The sequence below is a fragment of the Paraeggerthella hongkongensis genome (assembly GCF_003726035.1).
Taxonomy (GTDB): domain Bacteria; phylum Actinomycetota; class Coriobacteriia; order Coriobacteriales; family Eggerthellaceae; genus Paraeggerthella; species Paraeggerthella hongkongensis.
The window spans coordinates 1-25195 of record NZ_QICD01000010.1 but is presented as its reverse complement, the minus strand read 5'-3'; the positions used below and the strand labels follow the sequence as shown (position 1 = coordinate 25195).

The 25195-nt window shown below is 61.6% G+C and carries 18 protein-coding genes; 9 read left to right on the top strand and 9 right to left on the bottom strand.

The annotated features are described in order from the left end of the window. Positions 1–14: 14 nt before the first annotated feature. Positions 15–731, bottom strand: coding sequence for a Crp/Fnr family transcriptional regulator (locus DMP08_RS06485; protein WP_123192138.1), 717 nt, complete (start codon positions 729–731; stop codon positions 15–17). A 311-nt stretch (positions 732–1042) separates the two neighbouring features. Here DMP08_RS06485 and DMP08_RS06480 point away from each other — a divergent pair, with 311 nt between their 5' ends. Genes DMP08_RS06480 through DMP08_RS06470 form a run of 3 tightly spaced genes read left to right on the top strand, consistent with a single transcriptional unit; the run spans position 1043 to position 4728 of the window. Continuing rightward, positions 1043–1810, top strand: coding sequence for a 4Fe-4S dicluster domain-containing protein (locus DMP08_RS06480; protein WP_123192137.1), 768 nt, complete (start codon positions 1043–1045; stop codon positions 1808–1810). 1 nt (position 1811) lies between these two features. Then, complete coding sequence (locus DMP08_RS06475; RefSeq protein ID WP_123192136.1) at positions 1812–4061, top strand: molybdopterin-dependent oxidoreductase; 2250 nt, start codon at positions 1812–1814, stop codon at positions 4059–4061. Positions 4062–4074: 13 nt separating this feature from the next. Then, on the top strand, positions 4075–4728 hold the full coding sequence (locus DMP08_RS06470) for a cytochrome c3 family protein (protein WP_123192135.1): 654 nt from the start codon (positions 4075–4077) through the stop codon (positions 4726–4728). Positions 4729–4800: 72 nt separating this feature from the next. Here DMP08_RS06470 and DMP08_RS06465 read toward each other — a convergent pair whose 3' ends face one another. Continuing rightward, the gene (locus DMP08_RS06465) at positions 4801–5781 is read right to left on the bottom strand and encodes a CPBP family intramembrane glutamic endopeptidase (protein ID WP_123192134.1); all 981 of its coding nucleotides are present in this window, start codon (positions 5779–5781) and stop codon (positions 4801–4803) included. Between the two features lie 178 nt (positions 5782–5959). Here DMP08_RS06465 and DMP08_RS06460 point away from each other — a divergent pair, with 178 nt between their 5' ends. The 4 genes from DMP08_RS06460 to DMP08_RS06445 all read left to right on the top strand — a co-directional run bounded on the left by DMP08_RS06460 (position 5960) and on the right by DMP08_RS06445 (position 13128). Further along, positions 5960–6463 (top strand): GntR family transcriptional regulator, encoded by a 504-nt coding sequence (locus DMP08_RS06460; RefSeq protein WP_123192133.1) that lies wholly within the window; start codon positions 5960–5962, stop codon positions 6461–6463. Positions 6464–6470: 7 nt separating this feature from the next. Further along, positions 6471–7595 carry a DUF1648 domain-containing protein gene (locus DMP08_RS06455; protein ID WP_123192132.1) on the top strand — a complete coding sequence of 375 codons (1125 nt, stop codon included), beginning with the start codon at positions 6471–6473 and terminating at the stop codon, positions 7593–7595. A gap of 161 nt (positions 7596–7756) precedes the next feature. Beyond that, complete coding sequence (locus tag DMP08_RS06450; protein ID WP_161555434.1) at positions 7757–11188, top strand: MBG domain-containing protein; 3432 nt, start codon at positions 7757–7759, stop codon at positions 11186–11188. 71 nt (positions 11189–11259) lie between these two features. Continuing rightward, positions 11260–13128, top strand: coding sequence for an ABC-F family ATP-binding cassette domain-containing protein (locus DMP08_RS06445; RefSeq protein ID WP_123192130.1), 1869 nt, complete (start codon positions 11260–11262; stop codon positions 13126–13128). Between the two features lie 178 nt (positions 13129–13306). Here the strand turns inward: DMP08_RS06445 and DMP08_RS06440 are convergent, their stop codons facing one another. Further along, a complete protein-coding gene (locus DMP08_RS06440) occupies positions 13307–14548 on the bottom strand; it encodes a helix-turn-helix domain-containing protein (RefSeq protein ID WP_123192129.1) in 1242 nt (413 codons plus the stop codon). Positions 14549–14935: 387 nt separating this feature from the next. On the opposite strand from DMP08_RS06440, the gene DMP08_RS06435 reads away from it, so the two are divergent. Further along, on the top strand, positions 14936–15727 hold the full coding sequence (locus DMP08_RS06435; RefSeq protein WP_123192128.1) for an HAD family hydrolase: 792 nt from the start codon (positions 14936–14938) through the stop codon (positions 15725–15727). 89 nt (positions 15728–15816) lie between these two features. On the opposite strand, the gene DMP08_RS06430 is transcribed toward DMP08_RS06435, so the two are convergent. The 4 genes from DMP08_RS06430 to DMP08_RS06415 all read right to left on the bottom strand — a co-directional run bounded on the left by DMP08_RS06430 (position 15817) and on the right by DMP08_RS06415 (position 20279). Then, a complete protein-coding gene (locus tag DMP08_RS06430) occupies positions 15817–17229 on the bottom strand; it encodes an L-cystine transporter (protein WP_123192127.1) in 1413 nt (470 codons plus the stop codon). Between the two features lie 101 nt (positions 17230–17330). Beyond that, a complete protein-coding gene (locus tag DMP08_RS06425; protein WP_123192126.1) occupies positions 17331–18545 on the bottom strand; it encodes a diphosphate--fructose-6-phosphate 1-phosphotransferase in 1215 nt (404 codons plus the stop codon). A 501-nt stretch (positions 18546–19046) separates the two neighbouring features. Next, on the bottom strand, positions 19047–19745 hold the full coding sequence (locus DMP08_RS06420; protein ID WP_123192125.1) for an anaerobic ribonucleoside-triphosphate reductase activating protein: 699 nt from the start codon (positions 19743–19745) through the stop codon (positions 19047–19049). A gap of 3 nt (positions 19746–19748) precedes the next feature. Beyond that, positions 19749–20279 carry a pyridoxamine 5'-phosphate oxidase family protein gene (locus tag DMP08_RS06415; RefSeq protein ID WP_123192124.1) on the bottom strand — a complete coding sequence of 177 codons (531 nt, stop codon included), beginning with the start codon at positions 20277–20279 and terminating at the stop codon, positions 19749–19751. Positions 20280–20719: 440 nt separating this feature from the next. Between DMP08_RS06415 and DMP08_RS06410 the strand changes: the two genes are divergently transcribed. After that, entirely contained in the window at positions 20720–23200 is a 2481-nt protein-coding gene (locus DMP08_RS06410; protein WP_123192123.1) for a ribonucleoside triphosphate reductase, read from the top strand. 168 nt (positions 23201–23368) lie between these two features. On the opposite strand, the gene DMP08_RS06405 is transcribed toward DMP08_RS06410, so the two are convergent. Then, a complete protein-coding gene (locus DMP08_RS06405; RefSeq protein WP_148042334.1) occupies positions 23369–24400 on the bottom strand; it encodes a hypothetical protein in 1032 nt (343 codons plus the stop codon). Then, positions 24351–24905, bottom strand: coding sequence for an RNA polymerase sigma factor (locus DMP08_RS06400; protein ID WP_123192121.1), 555 nt, complete (start codon positions 24903–24905; stop codon positions 24351–24353). Before DMP08_RS06400 ends, DMP08_RS06405 begins: the two co-directional genes overlap by 50 nt. Between the last annotated feature and the right edge of the window lie 290 nt (positions 24906–25195).

The following is a 25195-nucleotide window of genomic DNA, read 5'->3' as shown; positions in this document are numbered from 1 at the left end:
GCGACCGGCCCGCGTCAGTATACGATGGGATTGTCTTCCAGGCCGTAGCAAGCTAGCTTTTTGGCGTCGTATACCCGTATGCGGCTTCGAGTCCGCTTGAGGACGCCTTCGTTCTCAAGCGCTGCTATCAGCTTCGTGCACGTGGTGATGTGAATGGCTAGCAGCTCGGAAAGTTGATTGAGCGTCAGATTGCATTCGATGTCGAACGTGCCGTCTGGTTCGGGTTTTTGGGTGGCGCACAGCTTTTGCAGCCACATGATCATGCGTTTGGTGGACGATTGGTAACCCGTGTTGCTTATGCGGTGCCCCATCTGGGCAAACGACAGGTGGCATACATCGATGAACTCGTAGAACAGGTCAGGATCCTGCTGGACAAGCTCGTAGAGCTGTCGTTGCGTGAACGCGAACAGGACGGTGTTTTGCGTAGCTACGAAGCGGGCCTTGTATCGTCCGATCGAAGCGTAGTCGTTGTATTCAGCCGAGAAGGCGTTTCCCGCGTTGCGCCAGTACAGCGGCATGCCGCCTCCTGATTCTTGTTCGAACGTGGCGGCTATCTGTCCTTCGTCGATGTAAAAGTAGTACGGGTCGTCTATGGTTTTCGCGCTCGTGCGGATGTATTCACCTTTGAACAGCTTTTTCTTCCGGCCAAGCTCTTTGTATTCGGCTATTTTCAAACGTCGGAACGGCTGCGTTGGTATGAGAATGGAACGATAGTCTTGCTCGGTGGCCATATGACGTCTCCCCAGTGATCATGTGGTTCCGGTACGATAAATCCCCTAGAGCGATACTATCACTTTCATGCGCCCGCGCCAACGGCGGGTGCCGTACGTTCGGCATTGACCGTGTACTATGCCTCCTGATCATAGGTGAAATCTGGTCTGCGCCATGTTGCGGGTGGCGCAGAATCTTAATTCTTCTTGTTGCGGGCGCTTCTGGAACGACTCCTTTCTAGCCCGTAGAGTTTCCCATGACGAAGCACGAAGGGGGGAGGGGCGCTGGCTCCGTTCTTCTCGTGTAGGAAAACAGGAGGAAGGACAAGGGGATGACGAGGTATGGAATGGCCATCGACCTGCGTAGATGCGCAGGTTGCGGCGCTTGCGTCGTGGCGTGCCAGATGCAGAACAACCAAAAGCCCGGCGTGTCATGGAACAGCTTGGACGCGTGCGAATGGGGGCGCACGGTGGGCGAGTCGGGTCGCGCGTACGTGCCGCATGCGTGCATGCAATGCGACGATCCCGAGTGCGTCAACGTGTGCCCTACCGGCGCGAGCGTACGCCGCGAGGACGGCATTACGGTGATCGACTACGAGCAGTGCATCGCATGCGGGTTCTGTATGTCGGCCTGCCCGTACGGTGCGCGCAAGCTCAACAACGCCAAAGGCAACCTGTTCGGCACCGATGTTCCCGCGCCGTACGAATCCTACGGCGTGCAGCGTAGCCTGGTGGCGGAAAAGTGCATCTTCTGCGAAGGTCGCTTGGCCGAGGGCAAGCAGCCTTCCTGCGTGGTGAACTGCCCGGGCCGCGCGCGCTACTTCGGCGACCTGGACGATTCGCAAAGCGCAGTATCCCAGTTCATAGCGGCAAGCGATGCCGTGCGTATTGACGAGACGTCGTTTTATTACGTGCCTGTAGCGGGCATGCCCAACGATGCCTTGCCGTTTGCGGCCTCGTCCCAAGACGTGGTGCGCGAGCAAGCTGCGCCGGGCATCGATCCTGTGGTGCTGGGAGCGGCTGGCGTTGCCGTAGTCGCTGCGGGCGTGGGCGCGGGCGTGGCTGTGGCGAAATCGAAGAAGGGGAAGGAAGGGGCATAGCATGAGCGAGATGACCAACGTCACCCGCCGCACGTTCCTCAAGGGCGCGGGCGCGGTTGCAGGAACGGCCCTGGTGGCCGGCGGCTATAACATCGTGCATCCTGAAGGGGCCGTGGCTGAAGAGGCTCCCGTCGAAGTCAAGTACACGTACTGCGACATGTGCAACCATGTGCCGAAATGCGGTATAGCCGCCTCGATCAAGGACGGCAAAGTGGTGCGCGTCGAGGCGCGCGAAAAGTATCCCGCCGACCCCATCTGCGCGAAGGGCATTTCCAGCTTGCAGGAGCTGTACGACCCGCATCGCATCACGTACCCGATGGTGCGCACGAACGCGAAGGGCGGCGGCGCGCCCGAATGGGAGCCCATTTCCTGGGACGATGCGTACGCGCGCATCGCGCACGAGTTCAATCGTATCAAAGAGGAGAGCGGACCTGAATCCGTGCTGTTCTACTGCGGCGATCCCAAAGAGCCTCGTGGCGCGATGCAGCGCCTTGCCACGCTCTTCGGCTCTCCCACGTACGGATCCGAAAGCTCCACGTGCGCGGCGGCTACCTGGATCTGCTCGCAGCTGGTTACCGGTCAGCTGACCATGGGAAGCGATCCTACCGACGCTACGGCAAGCTGCTTGGTCTGGTCGCTCAATCCTGCCTGGTCGCAGCCCTATCGCTTCGGGGATATGATGAAGCACAAGGAGCGCGGTTGCAAGTTCGTAGTGGTTGATCCGCGCATCACGCCGACCGTGACCGGGTTGGCCGACGTGCATTTGCAGCTGCGTCCCGGCACCGACGGCGCGTTGGCGCTCGGCTTCATCCATGTCATGCTGCGCGACGGTCTCTACGACAGGGAGTTCGTGGAGAAGTGGACGCACGGCTTCGACGAGCTGGCAAGCTACGTGCAGGAGTTCACGCCCGAGCGGGTTGAGGAGATCACCTGGGTGCCTGCTGCCAAACTGGAGGAAGCGGTCAAGATCATCTGCGAAAACTCCCCGGCTACGCTCGTGTCCAGTTCGGCTGGCGCCTGCCATGCCACGAACGTGGGCAATTTCCAGCGCGCGGTGTACTCCATCATCGCCTTGACCGGCGATCTTGACGTGGCGGGCGGCCTTTCCATGGGCCCTGGGCTGCCGTTCGACTATTCGGCGTCCACTGCGGCTTTCCGTTTGGAGAACATGTACGCTGAAAAAGGCTTGCAGGACATTCGCTACGACAAAGACGACTTCCCCGTATGGGCGCACTACTTCAAGATGATCCAGACGGCGCATCTGCCGGAGTTGGTTGCCGACGGCAAGATTCGAGCCGGCTTGCTGCTGGGCGTGAACTCCATGATGTGGCCGCAGACGCCCGAGTACCAAAAGGCTATCAAGGACATGGAGTTCACGGTGGCCATCGACTATTACATGCGGCCTTGGACTCACGATTTGGTGGACATGCTGCTGCCTGCCGCCATGTGTTACGAGCGCATGGCCCCGCCGGCCGTTTTCGGGCGCAAGATATTTCATCGTGATCCGGTGGTGGAGCCGATGGGGCAGTGCCGCGAGGATTGGCAGATCATCCTGGAGATTGGTTGCGCGCTGGGCTTTGAGCAGGAATGCTTCGGCGGCAGCGTTGAGGCGGCGCTCGACGACATGTATCGAGGTGCGGGCATCGACATTTCTCTGGACCTGCTGCGCGCGCACCCCGAAGGCTATGAAGTGCCTGGTGGCGTGAAGGGCGAGCGAAAGTACGTCGACGGCCTTTTGCGAAAGGACGGCAAACCAGGATTCAATACTCCGACGGGCAAGATAGAGTTCGTGTCGGAGATTCTCAAGCGGTACGGCTTCGAGGGCCTGCCGGTGTTCGAGGAGCCGGTGCACAGCCCTGTGAGCACGCCCGACGAGGCGAAGGATTACTCGCTGGTGTTGAACAGCGGATCGCGCGTGCCGTATTACACGCACTCGAAGCTGCGCGATCTTCCCTGGCTCAACCAGTTCATGCCCGATCCCGTGATTCGTCTTCATCCGGACGATGCGGAAAAACGGGGTATCGCCGAGGGCGACCAGGTACGCGTGTTCAACCAGTTTGGCGAAGTTGTCATGAACGCGGAGATCACGAATCTTGTGCTGCCGGGCGTCGTGGACGTGTTCCACGGGTGGCATCAGGCGGACATCAACCTGCTGACTACGCGCGACTTCGATCCCATCACCGGGTTCCCGCCGTTCAGATCGGGATTGTGTGAGGTCGAGCGCACGGGCAAGGGCCGCATCGTCGCCTAGAGGAGGAACTGACATGACGCAAGAACAAGATCGGGAGGCTTCGGCTGTTCCGGCGGCGAAGGGGTCGGCGGTAAGTGCCGACGCGGCGAGTGCTGGCGCGAAGGATGCTTCCCGGGGTGATGGGGCGAGCGGTTTCGAGCGGCGTCGCGCGCGCCCGCGCCGATGGATTGCCGTGGGCGTGACGGCGGCGGTTCTGGCTGTGGCCGGGGCAGGGTTTTGGGTGTGGCACGAGCAGCCGAGCTTCTGCAACGCTATTTGCCATACGCCGATGGACCCGTACGTGGAAGGATATTACTCGCAGGATCCGGCTCTTCTGTCGGCAGTGCATCAGGGCGCCGATGTTACGTGCATGGGATGTCATGTGCCTACGCTGAGCGAGCAGTTGGCCGAAGGCGCCGTCTGGGTGGCCGGCGGGTACGATTTACCCCTTGAGCAACGAAGGTTCGACGACGGATTCTGTCTGAACGAGGCGTGCCACGACACGTCGCGCGAGGGTCTTGCGGCCGCCACGCAGGATCGAGCGTACAATCCGCACGAAGAGTACCATGGCGAGCAGTTGGCTTGCGGCGATTGCCACAAGGTTCACGAACCGTCGGTCAATGCTTGCACGCAGTGCCATGCCGACGCCGACGTTCCGGATAACTGGAAGGCTTACGGTTCTCGTTAGCCCGCGCTCTAGCTGCGAAAGGCCGCGATTCCGTGCTGCAACGGGTCGCGGCCTTTCGCGTTGCGCGAAACCCTAGCTCTCGGGTGCGTTGCGGGCGATATCCGCCTTCGTCACGTTGTCGGGCAGACCTGCCTTCGGCATGTCGAGCGCGCCGGCTTTTTCGCGACGGTGCAGATCCCACAGCATGAGCGCCGCGACAACGACGAAGGCGCTGCCTCCGATGGCGCCGGTTGCCAACGGCCCCACGAAGGGGTTGCCGCCCGTTGCCGAGAACAACAGCACGGCGCTCAGGAATCCGTTGATGGCGCCGTGGCCGATGGCTGCGGCCAGGCAGCTTCCCGTGCGCACGGTGACGTACGTCAGGAAGATGCCTACGACGATGCAGAAGACGCACATGGCGGCAATGCCTGCGAACGGCCAGCCGGGATAGTCCATGCCGTAGTTGTGCCCGATCGCGGTGAGCGGCGCGTGCCAAAGTCCCCAGACCACGCCAGTGACCAGCAACGTCGGCACGATGCCCAGGCGTTCGGACACCTTTGGCACCAGATAGCCGCGCCAGCCCCATTCCTCGCCGAACGTTGTGACGATGTTGAGCGCGGGGGCCAGGAACACGGCCACGGGCAGTTGAACCAGCAGCATGGTGCGCAGCTGATCGGCGGGAATGTTCCCCGCGCCCGCCGTTGCGGCTGCCTGCTGTTGAGAGGCGATCATGGTGGACATGCTGGGGTCGAAGTCGTGCGGGAATGCCAGGTAGTACGCGCCTGCGCCGACGATGGCCAGCGCCGCCGGCGCGAACCATGCGACAACGAACCAGAGCGCGGATTTCTTGAACCGCTTAGGCTTGATAACGCTGTTCTTGAAGCCTTCGCGCGTGACCAGGCGCGTGATGAGCACGCCCAAAGCGGGGAAGAACATAGCCGCGCCAACAACAAGCTGCGTGGCCATGGCGGGAACGCCCTCGATGCCGCCCAGTGCTATCGGGTAGACGATGGCAAATTCGTATGCCCAGGTCAGAGCAAAGGTAACAACAAGAAATACCACGATTCGCTTCATGGTGCCTCCTTTCGATAGGCAAAGTGCGCCGGTGTCGTTCAGGCGCTGCAGCCTGCTTCGCGACGCGCTCTGTTCGCGTTGGCTTCGCAGGCTTGCATCTTTGTTCCATCTGTTATAGCATAAATATAACAAAGAAGAAAGACGGTTTACGGCAAGAAGAAGGCGGGGTGCGATCGAAATGATCTTGCGCATCGACCAGAAGGCGGAAGAGCCGCTGTACCTGCAAATACGCAGCCAGATTATCGGCGCCATCGCCCGTGGCGAACTGGTTCCCGGCCAGTCGCTGCCCAGCGTGCGGTCGCTGGCAAGCGATCTGGGCATCAACCTTCATACCGTGAACAAGGCGTATGCGGTGCTGCGCGACGAGGGGTACGTGCTCATGCGCGGCCGGTCAGGGGCGTTCATCGCCGACCCATGCGAGGAGGATCGGGTCGACCGCGCGCAGGTGGAGCTGGCGAAAATGGAAGGCGAGCTGTTCGAGTTGGCGCTGGCCCATCGCGCACGCGGCGGCAGCTGGGGCGAGTTTCTGGAATGTGCGAGCGCGCAGGCGGCGCGCGCGTACGGGGCGGGCGAGTGCGCGGATGGTCCGGCTGCGTCGTCGTCAACGCTGAACGGCAGGTCGGGCGTTTCGCGGTGCGCCGATGCGCTCGGAGGTTCTCGGGTTTTCGGGAAGGAAGCGTGATCGGGCTATGGGGGCACCTGCAACTGAATTCGCATCGGCGATGCTTGTTCTCACGATATCGCTGATTCCGCTGACCGGCCTTATGACGGTGGTGACGCCGTTTCTCATGCGGCGCGGCGAGGTGTTCGCGGTTACCGTGCCCGATGCGGCCGCTCGCGATCCGTACCTGCGGTCGCTCAAGCGCCAATACGCGATTGCCATGCTGGGGCTTACTACGATTCTGACGGCTGCTGGCGCATGGGGTGCATGCACGCAAAACCCGAGCCTTGTCCTTGCGACGCTTTGCGCGGGCACGCTGCTGATCTGCGCTTGCAGCTACGGGCTGATGCTGTTCTTCCGCGCCAAGGTGAACGCCTATAAAAAGGAGCGCGGCTGGAAGGCCGAAGCGCAGGAATCCGTGGCGGTGGTGGGCGACGCGCCGGTGCCTCGCGCGGTGTCGTTCAAGTGGAACCTGCTGTACATACCGGTCATGGCCGTTACGCTGCTCATCGGCGCGGTAGGCTATGCACAGATGCCCGATCTGATTCCGCAGCATGTTAACTTCCAGGGCGAGGTGACGGACTACATGGAGAAATCCCCGTTCGTGATCCTGGCGCCCGTGCTCATAGTGGCTTTCATGGCGGCTTGCATGGCGTTTTCCCATTGGACTATCCTGCGGTCGAAGAAGCCGTCCGATCCGGGTGCGCCCGCCACGTCTGCACTGGCGTACGGCATGTTCGCGCGCGCTCAGAGCATTCTCCTGGTGGCGGGCGGCTTGATTCTCAGTTTGCTGGGGCCGGTTATGGAGCTTGCGTTCATCGGCGTGATCGGCATAGCTGAAGCGGGCGTGTTCGTGGTGGTGCTGGCGTTGGCGTTGGTGGCGGGGTCCATCGTGATCAGCGTGGTGTACGGGCAAGGCGGCGCGCGCGTGTTCGCGCGCATGGGCGGCTCGGAAAAGCTTTTGGCCGACGATGACGAGCATTGGAAGCTGGGCGTGTTCTACTTCAACCCCGATGATCCCAGCCTGTTCTTGCCCGAACGATTCGGCATCGGCTGGACTATGAACTGGGGACGTCCCGCGGTTTGGGCCATCATGGCGGGCGGGTTCGCGTTGACGGTGGCTTTCGTGGTTGCCGTCATGGTCATGATGTGACGCCTGCTGCACCGTGCGGCGCTTTCCGGAGGCGCCGAAGTCCGATTTCGCTGTGGGCGATGCCGGTTTCGCTGGCAGCCGTAAAGGCATCGTGCTGATTGCTAGAATCAAACTTCCTGAAAAGTCGCTGCGGCGGCAAGATGCTCATAGGAGGACGATTCGTGACGACGGTATCGATCGGACGCGCGCAGGACGACGCAAGGGATTGCGGCACGCGGAGCTTCGCGTGCATGATGGGCGCAGTGGCTGGACTTCTTTGCGCAGTATTGCTGGCTTGTCCTGCAACGGCGTGGGCTGACGACCCCACTGGCCCTTTTCATGTTGAAGGCGGCACGACGGGTGCGGATTATCCGGCACGCTACAACATCGCCGACAACGGATCAGGTAACTCCCTTGTTAACGCGGGTGTGGAACTTGGCGATTTTGTTGTGATCGGCGGCGAGTTGGATACTGACTTCACCTGGTACAACGGTGTCCTTACCGTGAAAACCTCCACGCCGATTGAGATACTCATGAAAGATGGCGTTAACCAAACCACCAATAGGATTTCGATTAGCCTGAATTCCGATAAGGAGTTGGCCCATGTCACGCTGGCTGGCGTAAGCATCAAGCAGACCGGCTCTTTTGCTGCGATGAGAATTGCGATGGGGAGCGTTAGCCTCGTGCTCAAAGACGGAACGCAGAATGAGCTGGCATCGGGACCGAACAGAGCGGGGCTGCAAAAGGAGACGGGTGCTTTTGTTCCTTTGACTATTTCGGGTGGCGGCAAGCTTACGGCAACGGGTGGTTCCTATGGCGCCGGCATTGGAGGAGGCTTCGCTGGAGAGGTTTCGAGCGTTGTCATAGCCGGTGGCGAAATTGTCGCAACGGGCGGAAGCTACGGTGCTGGCATCGGCGGCGGAAACGGCGCGAAGGGCAACGATATAACCATAGACGGCGGTTCGGTTATCGCAACGGGCGGTTCCCGTGCTGCCGGCATTGGCGGTGGAGACGGAGGGCTCGGCAACGGCGTGACCATAACGGGAGGCGACGTTACCGCGAAGGGCGGTTCCATGGCCGCTGGCATTGGCAGCGGTTCTCTCGTATATGGTTCTAACGCGAATGACATCGCCATTAAAGGTGGCGTGGTCAAGGCGGAAAGCGGAGGTCAAGGCGCAGCTTGCATCGGCAGTGGGTATTCGGGGGCGTACGCCTCGATTGCGATCACCGGCGGTGCGCTTTCTCTTACTAAAGTAGGGGCTGGGCCCTACCTGGGCGGCAGCGATGGTGCGTATGTAGACATCAAAGGAGGCCTGTTCGCCGACAGCACGCCTGTGATCGACAACAAGGTGTACGGCGTTGCGCCTGACAGTGGATACAAGACGATGGCGAACGAAGACCCGGCCACCAAAGACGCGTATCCCCTGACCGTTGTGAAAGCGCCGGAACCCAGCACCCTCACGCTCAAGCCGGCAGGCACAAGCCTGGTCTACGACGGCGCAGCACTCGAGGCGGCTGACGTGGTGGCCACGGCTCGCTACGGTTCAACGCCAGCCGATATGGCTGCGGATGTGGCGTTCACGCATAAGACCGCATCGGGCGCCCAGCAGGCGGGCCTGCCCAAGGATGCGGGCATCTATACCATCGAAGCCATCCTCAAAGCCAAAGACGTGGGCGGCGTACATTACGAACAAAGCAAGGTTGAAGGCCAGATCACCATTGCGAAAGCGCCCCTTACCATCACGGCCAACAGCAGCGCTATCACGTACGGCCAAAAGCCGGCAGGTGCCGGGGTGTCCTGCAGCGGCTTCGTGAACGGCGAAACGGAAGCCGTGCTGACGGGTGCGCTCGACTACGATTTCACGTATAGCCAGTATGGCAATGCGGGCGACTACTACCTCACGCCCAAGGGTCTGACCAGCAACAACTACAACATTTGCTTCGAGTCCAACAGGCTGATCGTGAACCCGGCACCAGCGCCGCAGGTGACGGGCGCCTCCTTGGACGTGAAGTTGGGCGTTGCGTTTGACTACACGTATACGCTTGATGCGCTGCTTCCTGTTTTAGAGGACGCGTGCTCGTACGGGACGCTTGCGTATTCGCTTGCGGATGACAGCGGTATGCCTGCCGAACTGTACACGCCAGGCACGGCGACCATCGCGCAGAGTGAGCTGACGCTGCCTATTCTTGAGGCCGCTGACGTGAGCGTTGGCCCCGTCGGGCTGCTTGTCATCCAGATTGAATCGCAGAACTACCGGACGTTCTCCAACGCCATTATGGTGAACGCGGTGGAGCGCGAGGTTCTAAGCGCTGCGGTAAGCGCCACTCCTTCGACCTACGAATACGACGGCAGGACGCTGGGCGACGCGGTTGCGCTTTCCGGCGAGGCCAAGAATGCAGCCGGCGAGGTGGTGGCCGGTACGTTTGCCTGGAGCAACCCTGACGCCGTGCCGACTCCGGGAGATCATCTTGCTGCATGGACGTTCACGCCTGAAGACGCCTTCAACTACCAGTCTCTGACGGGCGTCGTGCGTGTCACGGTGACGCCCCGGGTTGTTGACCTGGCGTGGAGCAACACCGAAGGGCGCTTCTTCGGGGACGGCAAGCAGGTTGAAGCGGTCATCAAGGACGGTTGCATTCTGTCTGGCGACGAGGTGGGCGTGACAGTGGGCGGCGGCGACGCGCGCGACGCCGGGGAGCATACGGCAACGGCAACGCTGACGGGCGCGCAGGCGAGCCGGTACGTGCTGGCGGACGATATCGCGCGCGCTTCTTACGCCATCGCGCAGTCCGGATCCGAGTTCAAACCGGGAAGCGTGCAGGTTCTTGACGCGCAGGGCAACGTTGTCGAAGGTGCTGCTTCTTTCTCGTACGGCCAGAAGGTGAAGGTGACGGCGAAGCCGACGCCTACCGGCGAAAGCGCTCCGACGCGTGTTCGCACGCTTAGCGCGGCGAATTCCGCTCCCGCCTCATCGGGGCAGATGGCGTTGTTCTATGGCGCCGTGCAGGTGAGCGAAGCGGTCGATGCGGACGCCGAGGGCGTGTATACGCTGGAGTACGACACGGCGAGCGGCTGCATTCCCGTTGGTGCTGCGGTAACCTTGACGGCGCGCTACGTTGCTTCGGGCAACATGGCCGAAGCGAGCGCAGTCATTGAGCTCACGGTGCATCCCAAGGCGGTGGGCCTGGAGTGGTCCAACATCGAAGGGCGCGTCGAGGGCGACGGCAAGCAGGTCATGGCCAAGGCGCTGGGCGTTTTGGCGGGCGAGGACGTTGCGGTGACCGTCGAAGGCGCAGACGCGGCCACGGCGGGGAAGCATACGGCCACGGCGGTAAGCTTGACGGGTGCGCATGCGGCCAACTACGCGCTGCCCGATTCCGCCAGCGTATCGTACGAAGTGGCTGCAAAGGGTCCCGCTGGCGGTGGGGACGTTCCGTCTGCTGACGAAACGAACAGCGCAGGTGGCGCAGGCGGCAAAGCGGCGAAGCCCCTCGTCTCTACGGGCGACGGTGCAGCCGGAGCCGCCTTTGCGATGATTGCGATCGCCTTTGCTGCGGTGGCGACTGCGGTTGCGGCGGTTGCGCGATGCCGTCGAGGACGCACGCAGTTTTAAGAATGGGAACGTCGTGTCCGTGCTGTTTCGCTATCATGGGGAGTGGAACGTAGGCGAAGAAGGATGGACACATGGCGTTTTTGCTTGGCTGCGAGAAGGTTCGGGTTGAGTTTCCGACCAAAGAGGTATTTGAAAGCATATCGCTTGGCGTCGACGAGGGCGATCGTGTTGGCATCGTCGGACGCAATGGCGACGGGAAGTCGACGCTGCTCGCATTGCTGGCCGGCATGCAAGAGCCCGACGAGGGGCGCGTCCTGAGGAACGGGACCGTGCATGTGGGCGTGCTGGCGCAGTCCGACGCCCTGCGCGACGAAGACACCGTCGAGCGCGCGGTTGTGGGAGACCGTGCTGAATACGAATGGGCGGGCGATGCGCGCATCCGCGAGATCATCGCCGGTTTGGCATCCGACATTCCTTGGGATGCGCAGGTGGGCACGCTGTCCGGCGGGCAGCGCCGCCGGGTCGACCTGGTTCGCTTGCTCATCGGCGATTGGGATGTGCTGGCGCTCGACGAGCCCACGAACCACCTGGACGTGCGCGCCATCACCTGGTTGGCCGACCATCTCAAGCGGCGGTGGCGCCAGGGGCAAGGCGCCCTTCTGGTGGTCACGCATGATCGCTGGTTCCTCGATGAAGTGTGCACGAGCATGTGGGAAGTGCATGACAAGGTGGTCGAGCCGTTCGAGGGCGGGTATTCGGCGTACATCATGCAGCGCGTCGAGCGGGATAGGCTGGCGGCATTGGCCGAGCAGAAGCGGCAGAACGCGCTGCGCCGCGAGCTGGCTTGGCTGTCGCGCGGTGCCCGCGCTCGCGCAACGAAGCCGAAGTTCCACGTGGCCGCGGCTCAGGAGCTGATCGCCGACGTTCCTCCCTTGCGCAACGAGCTGGAGCTCAAGCGCATGGCAATGGCGCGCCTGGGCAAGCAGGTGGTGGATCTGGAGCACGTGACCGTGCGCTTCGACGGCGCCGACCAGCCGATTCTCGACGATGTGGAATGGATTATCGGGCCGGGCGACCGCTACGGCATCGTGGGCGCGAACGGCGCAGGTAAAACTACGCTTCTACGCACCATTCAAGGACTGCAAGCGCCTACGTCCGGTTTGGTGAAGATTGGCAAGACCGTGCGTTTCGCCGTGCTGTCCCAGCACTTGGACGATCTGTCCAGTTTGGGCGACGATCGCGTGCGTCAGGTTATCGGGCGTTACAATCGCCGCACGATGCTCGACGGCAAGGAAATGACACCCGGTCAGCTGCTGGAGCGCTTGGGCTTCACGAACGCCGATCTGAATGAGCCGGTGTGCGATTTGTCGGGCGGCCAGAAGCGCCGCCTTGCCTTGATGCTGATTCTGCTGGATGAGCCGAACGTGCTCATCCTGGACGAGCCGGGCAACGATCTGGATACGGATATGCTTGCCGCAGTGGAGGACTTGCTGGATGCGTGGCCCGGCACGTTGCTGCTGGTCACGCACGATCGCTACCTTATGGAGCGCGTGACCGACCATCAGTTTGCCGTCATCGACGGCAAAATCCGTCATCTGCCTGGCGGAGTCGAGGAGTACCTGCGAATGACGGACGGCGGCCCGACCGGCAGCGGCGGTGCTCAAGCGTCCAAGCAGGCTTCGTCTGGCGGCGAACGCGGATCGGCGGGCGCCGCGGGCCGACCGGACGGGAACGGGGAGCCTGCTTCGGATTCTGCTTCCGCGGGCGCTTCTCTTTCGGGTGGGGAGATTCGCACGTTGCGCAAGCTGATGCAGTCGAACGAGCGGAAGATGGACACGCTGCGCAGCAAGGTCGAAGGAGTGCGGGCGGAGATGTCGACGGCGGATCCCTCCGACTTCATGGCGCTCGGTGATTTGCAGGCGCGTATCAACGATCTAGAGGCGCAGGTCGACGCGCTTGAGGAAGAGTGGCTCGAAGCAGCGGAAAAGCTCGGCGAATAGGGCGCCGGGCCGCCGCACCGGCGACAGCCAGGGGCTGCGTGCAGTAAGCGAGGGGCATTGTCGCCCCAAACGGACGCTTTGGCACTGAAAAGCGTGCGTTTGGGGCGACAATGCCCCTCTGGCGTGCACCCGCGCGGGCCGGCAGTCGGCGCGGGTGCACGCCGACCAGGGATGTGGGCTAGCGCCAGCTGGTTCCCGTGCGGTCGTGGTCGTTTGCCGCGGGCGCAGGCTTCGGCGCCGGGGGCGGCACGGGCGCTCCGGACGCAGGCGGTTGCGGGGTCTCGTTTTTCTGCGAGGCATGATTCGTCCCGCGCGACCAGGGATCGTTCTGCTGCTCGTTGGCGTGCGCGATCTTCATCCAGGCGTCTTCTTGACGCGCTTCGGCAATCCAGTCTTCCTTCGACTTGGTGAACACGCTGCCGATCAGACAAACGATGCCGCACAGGATTCCGCCCACCACAAATGCGATCCAACTAATGTAGAACCCGCCTTGGCCGTCTCGGATGGCATCTTTGAGCGCGTTTTTGTCCAGGCCGTTCCAGGTGCCGATCTGATCGAACAGCGGCACGAAGCCCCACACCAGGAACACGATGGTCGCCAGCATCATGATGCATCCGCAGATAACGCCCATGATGCGGTCGGCGCGCACTTGCTCAGGCGTTTTGACGATGGCGGAAGGCGGCAGATCGGCTCCCAGGTCTTGACGATGCGCAATGTAGGTAAGCTCGGACAGGTCGTACTTCGACTTTTGCATGCCGGCCCAAATGAGGATCCCCACGGCCAGGGCCATTGCGAACATGAACGGGCCCATCAGGAGCTCTTCCATGTGAATCCCGCGCACGACGTCGAAAGAGGCGTCTTCCGGAGATAGCCCTACCAGGAAAATCACGTCAAGTAGAATGAGCCCTACGCCTCCGGCGATCATGACGGGATAGCGCCGTCCGAATCGCTCGAGCACGTCGGGGGAATAACGCGGCTCGATGGAGGGGTTGCGGCGTTTGAACTCCGCGTGATTCATCCCGCCGACGATGAGAAGCATCACGCCCACGACCACGAACGACAGCAATACGACGGTTTGCAGGTTGCTCGGCCATCCGAAGGTCTCCAGCAGCGCGATCACGCCGACGCCTACCAAAATGAGCCCCACGCCCATCGCTATGGACAGGTTGTAGCGGTTCATGTGGCGGTCGTAGCTCTCGGTGTCGTTTTCCTTTACCACGTGCACGCTTCCGCGCATGAGGTCGTCGAGGTTCGTGTGGAACAGGTCGCACAGCGCAAGCAGCTTGTCCATTTCGGGGTAGTTCGTGCCTGCTTCCCATTTCGATACGGTTTGGCGCGACACGCCGAGCTGTTCGGCGAGCCCTTCTTGGGTCACGCCGTAGTGTTGGCGAAGGTAGACGAGGTTGTCGGCGAAGCTCATAGCGGTGGGTTCCTTCCGTTCGTTGCGGTTCATGATACCCGAAGCGCGGCGCCGTGCGCTGGGGTAGCTCGTATGATGCGATTGCGGGCTTGCCCGTTCCACCACCTTGGTGTTGCGTTTTACTATTTTTCGCGCACGTTCAGGTTGCGCGGCATCTGACCTGGTGAGACGAAGGGACGGGGTCAATGACTCATGTTCGGTCGCAGACCAGAACATGAGTCATTGACCCCGTCCCTTCGTCTCACGCTTCGTCTCACGCAACATCAACATCTTGCAAACTCTTCACGGAGAAACGGTGGGGTGCGGGAGCGGGCCTTACAATGGGGCGCAGAACGTGTAAAGGAAAAGGATCGGGCTCACAGGGGGCCCGCAGAGAAGGAGATCGTCATGATCAAGCTTATCGCCAGCGACATGGACGGCACGTTTCTGGATGGAAACGAGCGCGTTCCCGAAGGCTCGTACGACCTTATCCTGCGCTTGCAGGATGCGGGCGTTCGGTTCGTAGCCTCGTCGGGAAGGCGGTTCGACACGCTGCATGAACTGTTCGAGCCGGTAGCCGACTGCATGGACTTCGTGGCATCGAACGGCGCGCAGGTGATCGTCGGGGGAGAGCTGGTCGATCTGGAGGTGTTCTCGCATGCTGCCGTTCGGCGTTTGGCGCGCATGGTAAACCTGTTCGACACCATGCATCTGGCCCTGTTCGACGAGACGCGCAGCTACCTGCTTGACGACGAGGCGCGTTTCGAGCGCGAGGTTGACAAGAACTTGCCGAACCCAACGTGCGTGACGGACGTGCCTTCTCCTAAAACGAGCATTCTGAAAGCATCGGTGTACTGCGACGAAGACGTTATGGACATGGCGTACATTCTCACGCGCGAGTTGGACGACGACTTCGTGTTCGCTCCGTCGGGGCGCAAGTGGATCGACGTCATGCAACGCGGCGTGAGCAAGGCAACGGGCATCCAGCAAGTGCTCGATGCGCACGGGCTTTCGGCGGATCAGATGATGGCGTTCGGCGATTCCATGAACGATTACGAGATTCTTCGCATGGCGGGCATGAGCGTGGCCATGGGCAACGGTCGTTCCGCCATCAAGCAGATCGCGTCGAAGACCATCGGGACCAATGTGGACAACAGCGTGCAGAAGGAGCTGCGTGCGTTGCTGGAGGGCGTGCAGTAAAGCGACTTCGCGTTTGCGCAGGCGTCGTCTGCGCAAACGCGCTGGATTCACGGTGTGCGCGAGGTGCTTGCGAAGCGAGCGCAGCCCCGTTACAGCTCGGCTTGCGCGGAGCTGCTCACCCGCGCTTCGGGATCGCTGAACGTTTCGCGGTCGAGCTTGCCCACGGCGTTCGACGCGGTTACGCCGGCAACCATGGAATCGCTTACGTTGAGCGCGGTGCGCCCCATATCGATCAGCGGCTCGACCGATGCCAGCAAGCCCACGATCTCGATGGGCAGCCCCATGGTTCCCAAAACGATGAGCGAGGCGAACGTCGCGCCGCCGCCCACGCCCGCCACGCCGAACGAGCTGATGACCACCACGGCTATCAAGCCGATGATGAACGTAGGCGAGAACACGTCGATGCCTACCGTGGGCGCGATGATGGTGGCCAGCATGGCCGGGTAGATGCCCGCGCATCCGTTTTGGCCGATAGACAGCCCGAAGCTGCCGGAGAAGTTGGCCGTGGCGGGATCGACGCCCAAAGCGCGCGTTTGCGTCTCTATGTTGAGGGGCAGCGCGCCGGCGCTCGTGCGCGCCACGAAGGCGAAGCTGAGCACGGGGAAGGCCTTCTTCAGGTACATGAAGGGATTGGTGCGGTTCGCCAGCAGGATCAGGCAGTGCACCGCGAACATGAACGCGATGGCCGCGTAGGACACCAGCACGAATTTCCCCAGGTCGAGGATGGCGTTGTAGTCGCTGGTGGCCATGACGTGCGCGATGAGCGCCATCACGCCGTACGGGGCAAGCCCCAGCACCATGGACACGATGCGCATGACGATGCCGTACAGGCTGTCGATGAGCTGCTTGAAAAACGTCGCCTGGTCGGAGTCCTTGTCGCGCAGTTTGAGATAGGCGATGCCGACGATGGCGGAGAAGATCACCACGGCGATGGTGGAGGTGGAGCGCGTGCCGGCAAGGTCGGCGAACACGTTCGTGGGGATGAACGAAAGGATTTCCTGCGGCAGGGTGAGGTTGGCCACCTGTTCTTGACGGCCTTGCAGGATATCCATTTTCGCAGCGTCGACGCTTCCGTTGGCGAAGCTGGCTCCGGCAAGCCCTGTGAACGCGACCGAAGCCCAGCCGACCAGGGCCGATATCGCCACGGTTCCCAGCAGCACGGCCAGCACGATAGCGCCGATGCGGCCGAGGTTCAGCGTGTCTTCGGTGCGGGTGAACGCGCCTACGATGGCCACGAACACAAGCGGCATGACCAGCATTTTCAAAAGCCCGATGTATCCTTGGCCGACGATCGACATCCAATCAAGCGCCACGGTGGCGGCTTCGGTGCCGCGGCCTGCGCCAAGCTGGATGCCGATTCCCAGCACGACGCCCATGCCTAAGGCGGCGAACACGCGCGGCGTGAATGCGACGCCTTTGCTTTTCAGGAACTTGAGGGCTGCCAAAAGCGCGACGAACGCGCCGAGGATGATGAAAGTTGGTACTGCTGCTTCTGCGGACACGGGGACTCCCTTGCTGAGGGCCGCGCGCCGCACGGCCGATTGCGCGTAATTGCTTGCGTCATGCTAGCATACGCGGTCGGGTTGCGGCGCGCGTTTTTTGTCTACCGCTTGTTGAACGGCGTCAGCGTGGCGGGAAGGCCGCCGTCCATGATCAGCTTCGGCTCGCCTTCGATGAGCGGGCGGAAATAGGCGATCGCTTCTTCCGTGACGCCCTGGTAGTCCGGCAGGATCCACTCTGCCGGGAATTGCTTCACGAAGTTCGCGAACTCGCTGGCGGGGCCGGCGAAGAATTCGGTATCGTAGCGACCCTCCGCTGCCGCCGCGACGTTGCGGCGCACGCCCACCACCTGGCCGGTGAACGTGGGATCAGCGCTGCGCATGTGCGCGCTCAATCCCAGGTCATAGGCTTCGTTCACGTCAACAAGGCTTTGCGAGAAGTTGCTCGAACGCGCTGCTCGCGACAGGTCCTGCACCACGCCGCGCGGGACGATGCCCGCATCGATGATCATCTGCTTGAGCGTGGCGGCGGCTCCGCCCAGCACCGCGTGCGCAAAACCGTCGTTGGCCGCTTCGCCAGCTGACAGGTAAGCGCCGTCAGCGTAGCGGGCGCCCTCCGATACGACGATGTAGCATTCGCCTTTCTGGTCGAACTTCTTTTGAACCTCGGCCAAGAACGCATCCTTGTTGAACGACGTTTCCGGCAAGATCAGCAGGTCGACGTCGCCGGTGACGCAAGTGCTTGCGGCCAGCCATCCCGCATCGCGGCCCATGACCTCGAGAACGAACGCCTCCGGACGGGTGTACGCGGCGTAGTCCAGGTACGTGGCGTGCGCAATCTGGCACGCCACCTTTGCCGCACTGGGGAAGCCGGGGCAGTGGTCTACGGGCACCAGGTCGTTGTCGACGGTTTTGGGTATGCCGATGAAGCGCTTGCTCGGCGCGTGCTCCTGCGCCCATGAGGCCAGCGCGTCCACGGTGTCCATGGAGTCGTTGCCGCCGATGTAGAACATGGTGCTGATGTCGCGCGCATCCATGATGTCGACGAGGCGACGGTAATCGGCGTCGTTTCCGCGCTTGAGCTTGTAGCGACACGTGCCAAGCGCCGACGAGGGGGTTTGCTTGAGAACGTCGATATCACGGCTGGGCAGATCGGTCAGGTCGTAGAGCTTGCCCTCGAGCGTGCCCTCGATGCCGTGCAGGCCGCCGAATACGCGGTCGTACACGGGATTCAGCTGATTGGCGCGGATGACGCCGGCCAGACTGGCGTTGATGACGGCGGTGGGCCCGCCGGACTGCGCAACAAGACAATTCGCCATGGTGCATGCTCCTGTTCTGCGGTGGTGCGGACGTGCGTCCCCGGCCGGTGCGCGGGGCAGCGTCATAGTATGATCGTATGAGGGCAGAATACCAGCGTTTCCTTGGGCTCTCCATGGGGAGCGCTCGTGCTGTGGCAGAACGGCCGGTTGGATGCCCGCATCGGTCTGCCGTTTTGCGCGAGCGGCCAATCCGGTTGTCGTCCTTGGCGAAGCGCGGTGCAAGGCGGGGGGATGCTTCCCTTGTTGCGCTGCCCGTTCCGACCCGACACGAAGTCGAAATTCCGCCGAGGAGCGTATTTCTGCTGAAAAAGTACGTTTGCGAATGATCTTTTCTCGGAATAATCAAAAGGACGGGGTTGTGACCTGGGCCGATATTTTGCGGCTCGGCGAACTCCTGCGTTTGTGTGTTTCAAATCGTTCGCAAACGAAAAAATCAACAGAATATAGCCTACGCGAGGATTTACGGGTGGCGTCCCGAAGCGTCTTGCTGCGCGCTTGCGCTTATCCTCGCAGCCGCACGGCGGGCACGTGCCCGCGCAGATCGGGCAGAAGCGCTTCAAGTTCGTCGACGTCCCATGCATGGAAACGTCCCGGACCCGCAAGAACGCTTTCCGCATCCAAGTAGTTTTGCAGGAACCAACGGGGAGCGCCCTCGATCCAGCAAGCGATAGCGCGCAGATCATCGGCCGCGTGCAGTTCCCTCATCACCGTGGTGCGGAACTCGAACGGCACGCGTTCCTCCATCAAGAACCCGATCGAGGCATGCACGGGCGCAAGGTCGAAGCCTGGCACGCCCACGGTTTCCGCGTATCGCTGCGGCGCGTTCTTCACGTCCATGGCAACGTAATCCACGAGATCGGCCTGGACGAGGTCGCGCAGGCGATCGGGAAAGCTGCCGTTGGTGTCCAGCTTCGTGGCGAATCCCCGTTCGCGCACGCGCAACAAAAAATTCTCGATGCCCGGCTGCAAAAGCGGCTCGCCGCCCGTGACGCACACGCCGTCGAGCAATCCTTGGCGCTTGTCCAGAAACGCGAAGAACTCGTCGAGGGAAACGGCGTCGGGCATGCGCGCCGCGCCGATCACCAGGTCGGCGTTGTGGCAGAATGGGCAACGGTAGTTGCACCCTGGAGTGAACACGGTGGCGGCCGTTTTGCCGGGGAAGTCCAGCAGCGTGAGCTTCTGCAATCCTGCGATGCGCATGGGCTAGCGCGCCTGTCCTGTATTGGGGCTGGCAAGCGCGGCACTCGACGGGGGAAGGGGCTGGGCTTTGCCGGTCACGCGCCGGATGTCCAGCGCCCACACCGAAGTGTTCGGCCCCTCGCAGCGCATGGCTTCGCCGATGTGCGCTTTGGCCTCGGGCACGTACTTCGTGCACAGATCCACCAACGCGCGCTTGAACTCGACCCCCGGCTCCACTTCGCGCATGAACCCGAACGCCATGGCGGATCGGTAGTACGTGGAGAAATCGCCGTTCGCGAAAAACGGGACCACGTCGGTTACGGCGGTGGCGCACGCGCGCGCGTCGTGCCGGAAGCAATCGAACTTGAGGCCGTTCTGGTTCGTGGCATGCACGTAGAGCGTGCTTTCGCGGCGCACGAACGAAAGCGGCACGCCGTAGGGATGACCTTCTTCATCGACGGTCGACAGCGTGACGAACGCCGCATCGTCGAGCACGGCGAGCGCTTCGTCGGGGGAGAGGGCGCGGTCGGAGCGCCGCATGGGGTGGTCGGTCATAAAGGCTCCTTCGCTTGGGCCGGGCCCCGCGTCAAAGGGAAGCGGATCGCCTTCATCATAGACCGCCGCTTCCTTGGACGCAAATGCCGCGAGCCTCTTTCCGCTTGCCGAAATCCACGATGTCTGCTGAGTTGTGTTTTTTGCCGCCAGCGTTGGCGTTTGGGGCAGTTTGTTCTATTTTTGCAGGTCGCTTTTCATAGAGCGTCAAAATCCTCATTTCTAAAACCCCAGGTGGAAAACCACAATATATTGATGCGTACTATGGTTCTGTATTCAACATATTGGTGACTTCCCATTGACGATGACGATTCTCGCGGGTATGGTGAAGCGGTTACCCGATACCCGATTGCCTTATTCCCACCGGCTCCGAAACCAGCCCCTCCAAAGGCCTCGCGGACCGATCGAAGCAGATACGAAACGTACAGCAAAAGGAGCAGAGCATGTACCAGGTTCAAAAGCGTGACGGCATGATCGCGGAATTCGATATCGCCAAGATTTCGTCTGCAATCGCCAAAGCTTTCGATGCGCTGGAGAAGCAGTACCACCCGTCCACCATCGATCTTTTGGCCCTTAACGTCACCGCTCATTTCGAGCCGAAGATCAAGGACGGCATCATTTCGGTCGAAGACGTCCAGGACAGCGTGGAGGAGGTCCTTTCCACCGCCGGGTACGCCGACGTGGCGAAGTCCTACATCCTGTACCGTCGTCAGCGCGAGAAGGTGCGCAACGCCAACGCCACGCTTCTTGACTACAAGGACCTGGTCGATCAGTACGTGAAGGTGGAAGACTGGCGCGTGAAGGAGAACTCTACGGTCACGTATTCCGTCGGCGGCCTCATCCTATCCAACTCGGGCGCCATTACGGCGAATTACTGGCTGTCGGAGATTTACGACGACGAGGTGGCGAACGCCCACCGCAACGCCGAGATCCATCTGCACGACCTGTCCATGCTGACCGGCTACTGCGCCGGCTGGTCGCTCAAGCAGCTCATTCAGGAGGGCCTTGGCGGCGTACCCGGCAAGATCACGTCGAAGCCGGCCAGCCACTTGTCCAGCCTGTGCAACCAGATGGTGAACTTTTTGGGCATCATGCAGAACGAATGGGCGGGCGCCCAGGCGTTCTCCAGCTTCGATACCTATTTGGCTCCGTTCGTGAAGGCCGACGACCTGACGTACGAGGAGACGAAACAGTGCGTCGAGTCGTTCGTGTTCGGCGTGAACACGCCCTCGCGCTGGGGCACGCAGGCCCCGTTCAGCAACATCACGCTGGATTGGGTGTGCCCTGCCGACTTGCGCGATCAGCCGGCCATCGTGGGCGGGCGCGAGCAGGCGTTCACCTACGGCGATTGCCAGCATGAAATGGACCTGGTCAACAAAGCGTTCATCGAGATCATGATCGAGGGCGACGCGAACGGCCGCGGCTTCCAGTACCCCATTCCCACGTATTCCATCACGCGGGACTTCGACTGGAGCGATACCGAGAACAACCGCCTGCTGTTCGAGATGACGTCGAAGTACGGCACGCCGTATTTCAGCAACTACATCAACTCGGACATGGAGCCGTCCGACGTGCGTTCCATGTGCTGCCGCCTGCGCCTTGACCTGCGAGAGCTGCGTAAGAAGTCCGGCGGTTTCTTCGGATCGGGCGAGTCTACGGGCTCCATCGGCGTGGTGACCATCAACATGCCCCGCATCGCCTACCTGGCAAGCAGCGAGGCCGATTTCTACCGTCGCCTCGATCACCTCATGGACGTTTCCGCGCGCTCGTTGCATACGAAGCGCCAAGTCATCGCCAAACTGCTGGACGCGGGCCTGTATCCGTACACGAAGCGCTACCTGGGCACGTTCGAAAACCATTTCAGCACCATCGGTTTGGTGGGCATGAACGAAGCATGTCTGAACGCCGCATGGCTGCGCGCCGACATGACGCAGGACTCTGCTCAAGCGTTCACGAAGGGCGTGCTCAACCACATGCGCGATCGCCTGGCCGATTACCAGGAGGAATACGGGGACCTGTACAACTTGGAGGCGACGCCCGCCGAGTCCACCACGTATCGCTTCGCTAAGCACGACAAGGCTCGCTTCCCCGAGATCATCACGGCAAACGACCAGGGTACGCCGTACTACACGAACTCGTCGCACCTGCCGGTCGATTTCTCCGACGACATCTTCAGCGCGCTCGACGTGCAGGATGAGCTGCAAACGCTGTATACGTCGGGAACCGTGTTCCATGCGTTTTTGGGCGAGAAGCTGCCCGACTGGCAGAGCACGGCCACGCTGGTTCGCAAGATCGCGCAGAACTACAAGCTGCCGTATTACACCATGTCGCCGACGTATTCCGTGTGCAAGAACCACGGCTACATTGCGGGCGAAGTGTACGAGTGCCCGTGCTGCCACGAGGAAACGGAAGTGTACTCGCGCATCACCGGCTACTATCGTCCGGTGAAGAACTGGAACGACGGCAAAGCGCAGGAGTTCGCCGATCGCGTCGAATACGACTTGGGACATTCTCGCCTGACGCACGAGGGCGTGCAGATGACGGCAGCGGCCGAGAAGGCGGGCCAGGCGGGATCGCATGTGACGGTGGCGGACGTTGCGTCCCGGGCTGCGGCGGTAGCGGATGCCGCAAGCGTCGAAGCGACCGCGACCGTGCCGGCGCATAGCTCCCTGCCTGCGGGTTTGTACCTGGTGGCCACGCGCACGTGCCCGAACTGCAAGTTCGCTGCAGCGCAGATGGACGAAGCCGGCATCGCGTACGAGGAGTTGCTGGCCGAAGAGAACGTGGAGCTTGCGCAGCGCTACCGCATCATGCAGGCGCCGACGTTGCTGGAGGTTGCGGCCGACGGATCCGTGGACGTTGTCGCGGGAGCCGCCTCGGTGTTCCAGCGCATCAACGCCATGAAAGCGCAGGTGCTCGCGTAACGTTTGAAAGCTGATTCCCGGCGGCTTCGCCGGTTCGAGGAGAGGGCGCGCGTCGAGCATACACGTGCAACGTAATGGCATATTCGCAGCAGGCACCCGGCAAGTCGAAAGGGCCCGGATCGGATCGATCCGGGCCCTTTTGGGTGTGCGTGGAGTTCGGGAGAGGGGCTACGACGCGTCCACTTCGGTGATGGTGTACAACCGGGGCATGTCGGGGTGGGTGATTCCGCTCGAATTCCCCTGTTCGCGTTCCTGCTTGGCGGCCTCGTTTCGCGCGTCCCGAAAGGTTGAATATACTTCGGCGAAGGTGTCGATGGGCGCGATGACGTATGTTTTCGATTGGGATGTGCCGTCGGAGAACGTGGCGGTTACGGTAAGGCGCGACGCGTTGATCTCGCGCGCGGCGCCGGTTTCTCTGGCCATATCGAGAAGCTTGGCTAGGTCGTCGGTGTACTCTACCGTGGTGATGTGGTACATGGCGTCGATGGCGTCTTGCGGCAAGGGGAATCCCACGTACAGGTGGACGATCTGATTCTTGTAGAGGTGTTTGAACTCTCCGCTGGGATCCCATTGCTCGTCGTATCCTACGGTGAACGACTTGTCATAGCGATAGTTTTCGCCCTTTCCCCATCGTTCTTCAAGAGGAACGGGTGTGGGGGGATCCATGAATTCGAAATACGAACGATCCCCTTCTATTTCGTACGTGAGGGATTCAATGTTCTGTCCGGAGCACTTGAGGTTGAAGGCGAACTTGTAGCCCGCCCATTCGGGTCCCCAGAACGTGCCGTCTGCTGGGTTGTACCAAGACCCGCTGTAGCCCCCGCCGCCGCGAAATAAAGACGAGTCCAAAAGCACTGCGTCTCCTCCTCCTTCGGAGCCTTCGGCCGCGCACGCTTCGAGCGTGAACGAGTTGGGCTTGTCGGACAGCTGGCTGAACGGGAATAGCTGCTCGGGAAGCTCGACCATTCCGCTGGCGAATGCGACGCCGGTGGTAAGGGCCACTGCGCAGAATGCTGCGACGGCGGCCTTGAACGCGAAGCTCGGCTGCGTTCGACAAGCCCTTGGGCGCGGTCGCGGTTTCGGGCCGGTTTCCGCAGCGTGCTCCTTTCGCACCTCTCGCATCACGCGAGCGTGCACGCGATCAGGGAGCTCAACGTCGTTCATCAGCGAGCGATACTCGTCCCAGTTCGATTGCTTCACGTTCCGCCTCCTGTTCCAGATCGAGTTTGAGCCGTTTGCGCGCGCGATGCAGGCGCGTGCGTATGGTGGTTGGCTTGCAGTCCAGCATGCGGGCGATATCTTCGAGGGAGTATCCCTCGTAATAGTGCAGGTGCACGATAAGGCGCAGGTGCTCGGGCAGTTGTCCAACGGCCGTCCACGTTTCGCTTGCGAACAGCTCCTGCTCAGGCGCTTCGAGGTTTGCGAACGCGGGGTCGTCGGAATCCGTAGCGAACACGCGTCGTCGCCAGGCGGATCGGTGAAGTTCCCGGCACCGGTTGATGGTGACCCGGATGAGCCAGGCTTTCAAGTGCTCGTCGCTGCGGAAGCGGGTGCCGTCTTTGAACAGCTTCAAGAACACATCTTGCACCACGTCGTCGGCATCGCAGGTTGAACGCGTCTGGCTGAGCGCAAGGCGATACGCCATGGGCCCCCATGCGCCCATGGCGTGTTCCATAAACGATTCCGATCGGCAGTTCTCATCCATCCGCATCACCTTTCCATGGTTCTAACATGCAACGGGAAGGTGAAGCGTTTCAATTGGTTGAGAATTCGGTGAGATTTTTTACAACTTGTTTGGAAACGAGGCGAAGGGAACTTGCGGCGGCCCAATCCCGCTCGCGCGGCGCTCCCCTCGCTGTCAAAACGGACGAGTTTGGGGGTGCGGCAGGATTCTTGGACTGCTCAGGCTGCCAGCCCGAGTCTTTTGCGACGACCTTCGATGGTCTCGTAAGACGTCTTCTTCCCATTGGTCTTGAACGCCTTGAGACGACCGTC

Coding starts and splice junctions, on each gene's coding strand:
- DMP08_RS06435 (WP_123192128.1), top strand. CDS start 14,936: ATGATCAAGCTTATCGCCAGCGACATGGACGGCACGTTTCTGGATGGA.
- DMP08_RS06440 (WP_123192129.1), bottom strand. CDS start 14,548: ATGAGCTTCGCCGACAACCTCGTCTACCTTCGCCAACACTACGGCGTG.
- DMP08_RS06485 (WP_123192138.1), bottom strand. CDS start 731: ATGGCCACCGAGCAAGACTATCGTTCCATTCTCATACCAACGCAGCCG.
- DMP08_RS06470 (WP_123192135.1), top strand. CDS start 4,075: ATGACGCAAGAACAAGATCGGGAGGCTTCGGCTGTTCCGGCGGCGAAG.
- DMP08_RS06415 (WP_123192124.1), bottom strand. CDS start 20,279: ATGACCGACCACCCCATGCGGCGCTCCGACCGCGCCCTCTCCCCCGAC.
- DMP08_RS06465 (WP_123192134.1), bottom strand. CDS start 5,781: ATGAAGCGAATCGTGGTATTTCTTGTTGTTACCTTTGCTCTGACCTGG.
- DMP08_RS06400 (WP_123192121.1), bottom strand. CDS start 24,905: ATGGATGAGAACTGCCGATCGGAATCGTTTATGGAACACGCCATGGGC.
- DMP08_RS06445 (WP_123192130.1), top strand. CDS start 11,260: ATGGCGTTTTTGCTTGGCTGCGAGAAGGTTCGGGTTGAGTTTCCGACC.
- DMP08_RS06455 (WP_123192132.1), top strand. CDS start 6,471: ATGGGGGCACCTGCAACTGAATTCGCATCGGCGATGCTTGTTCTCACG.
- DMP08_RS06410 (WP_123192123.1), top strand. CDS start 20,720: ATGTACCAGGTTCAAAAGCGTGACGGCATGATCGCGGAATTCGATATC.
- DMP08_RS06425 (WP_123192126.1), bottom strand. CDS start 18,545: ATGGCGAATTGTCTTGTTGCGCAGTCCGGCGGGCCCACCGCCGTCATC.
- DMP08_RS06475 (WP_123192136.1), top strand. CDS start 1,812: ATGAGCGAGATGACCAACGTCACCCGCCGCACGTTCCTCAAGGGCGCG.
- DMP08_RS06480 (WP_123192137.1), top strand. CDS start 1,043: ATGACGAGGTATGGAATGGCCATCGACCTGCGTAGATGCGCAGGTTGC.
- DMP08_RS06420 (WP_123192125.1), bottom strand. CDS start 19,745: ATGCGCATCGCAGGATTGCAGAAGCTCACGCTGCTGGACTTCCCCGGC.
- DMP08_RS06460 (WP_123192133.1), top strand. CDS start 5,960: ATGATCTTGCGCATCGACCAGAAGGCGGAAGAGCCGCTGTACCTGCAA.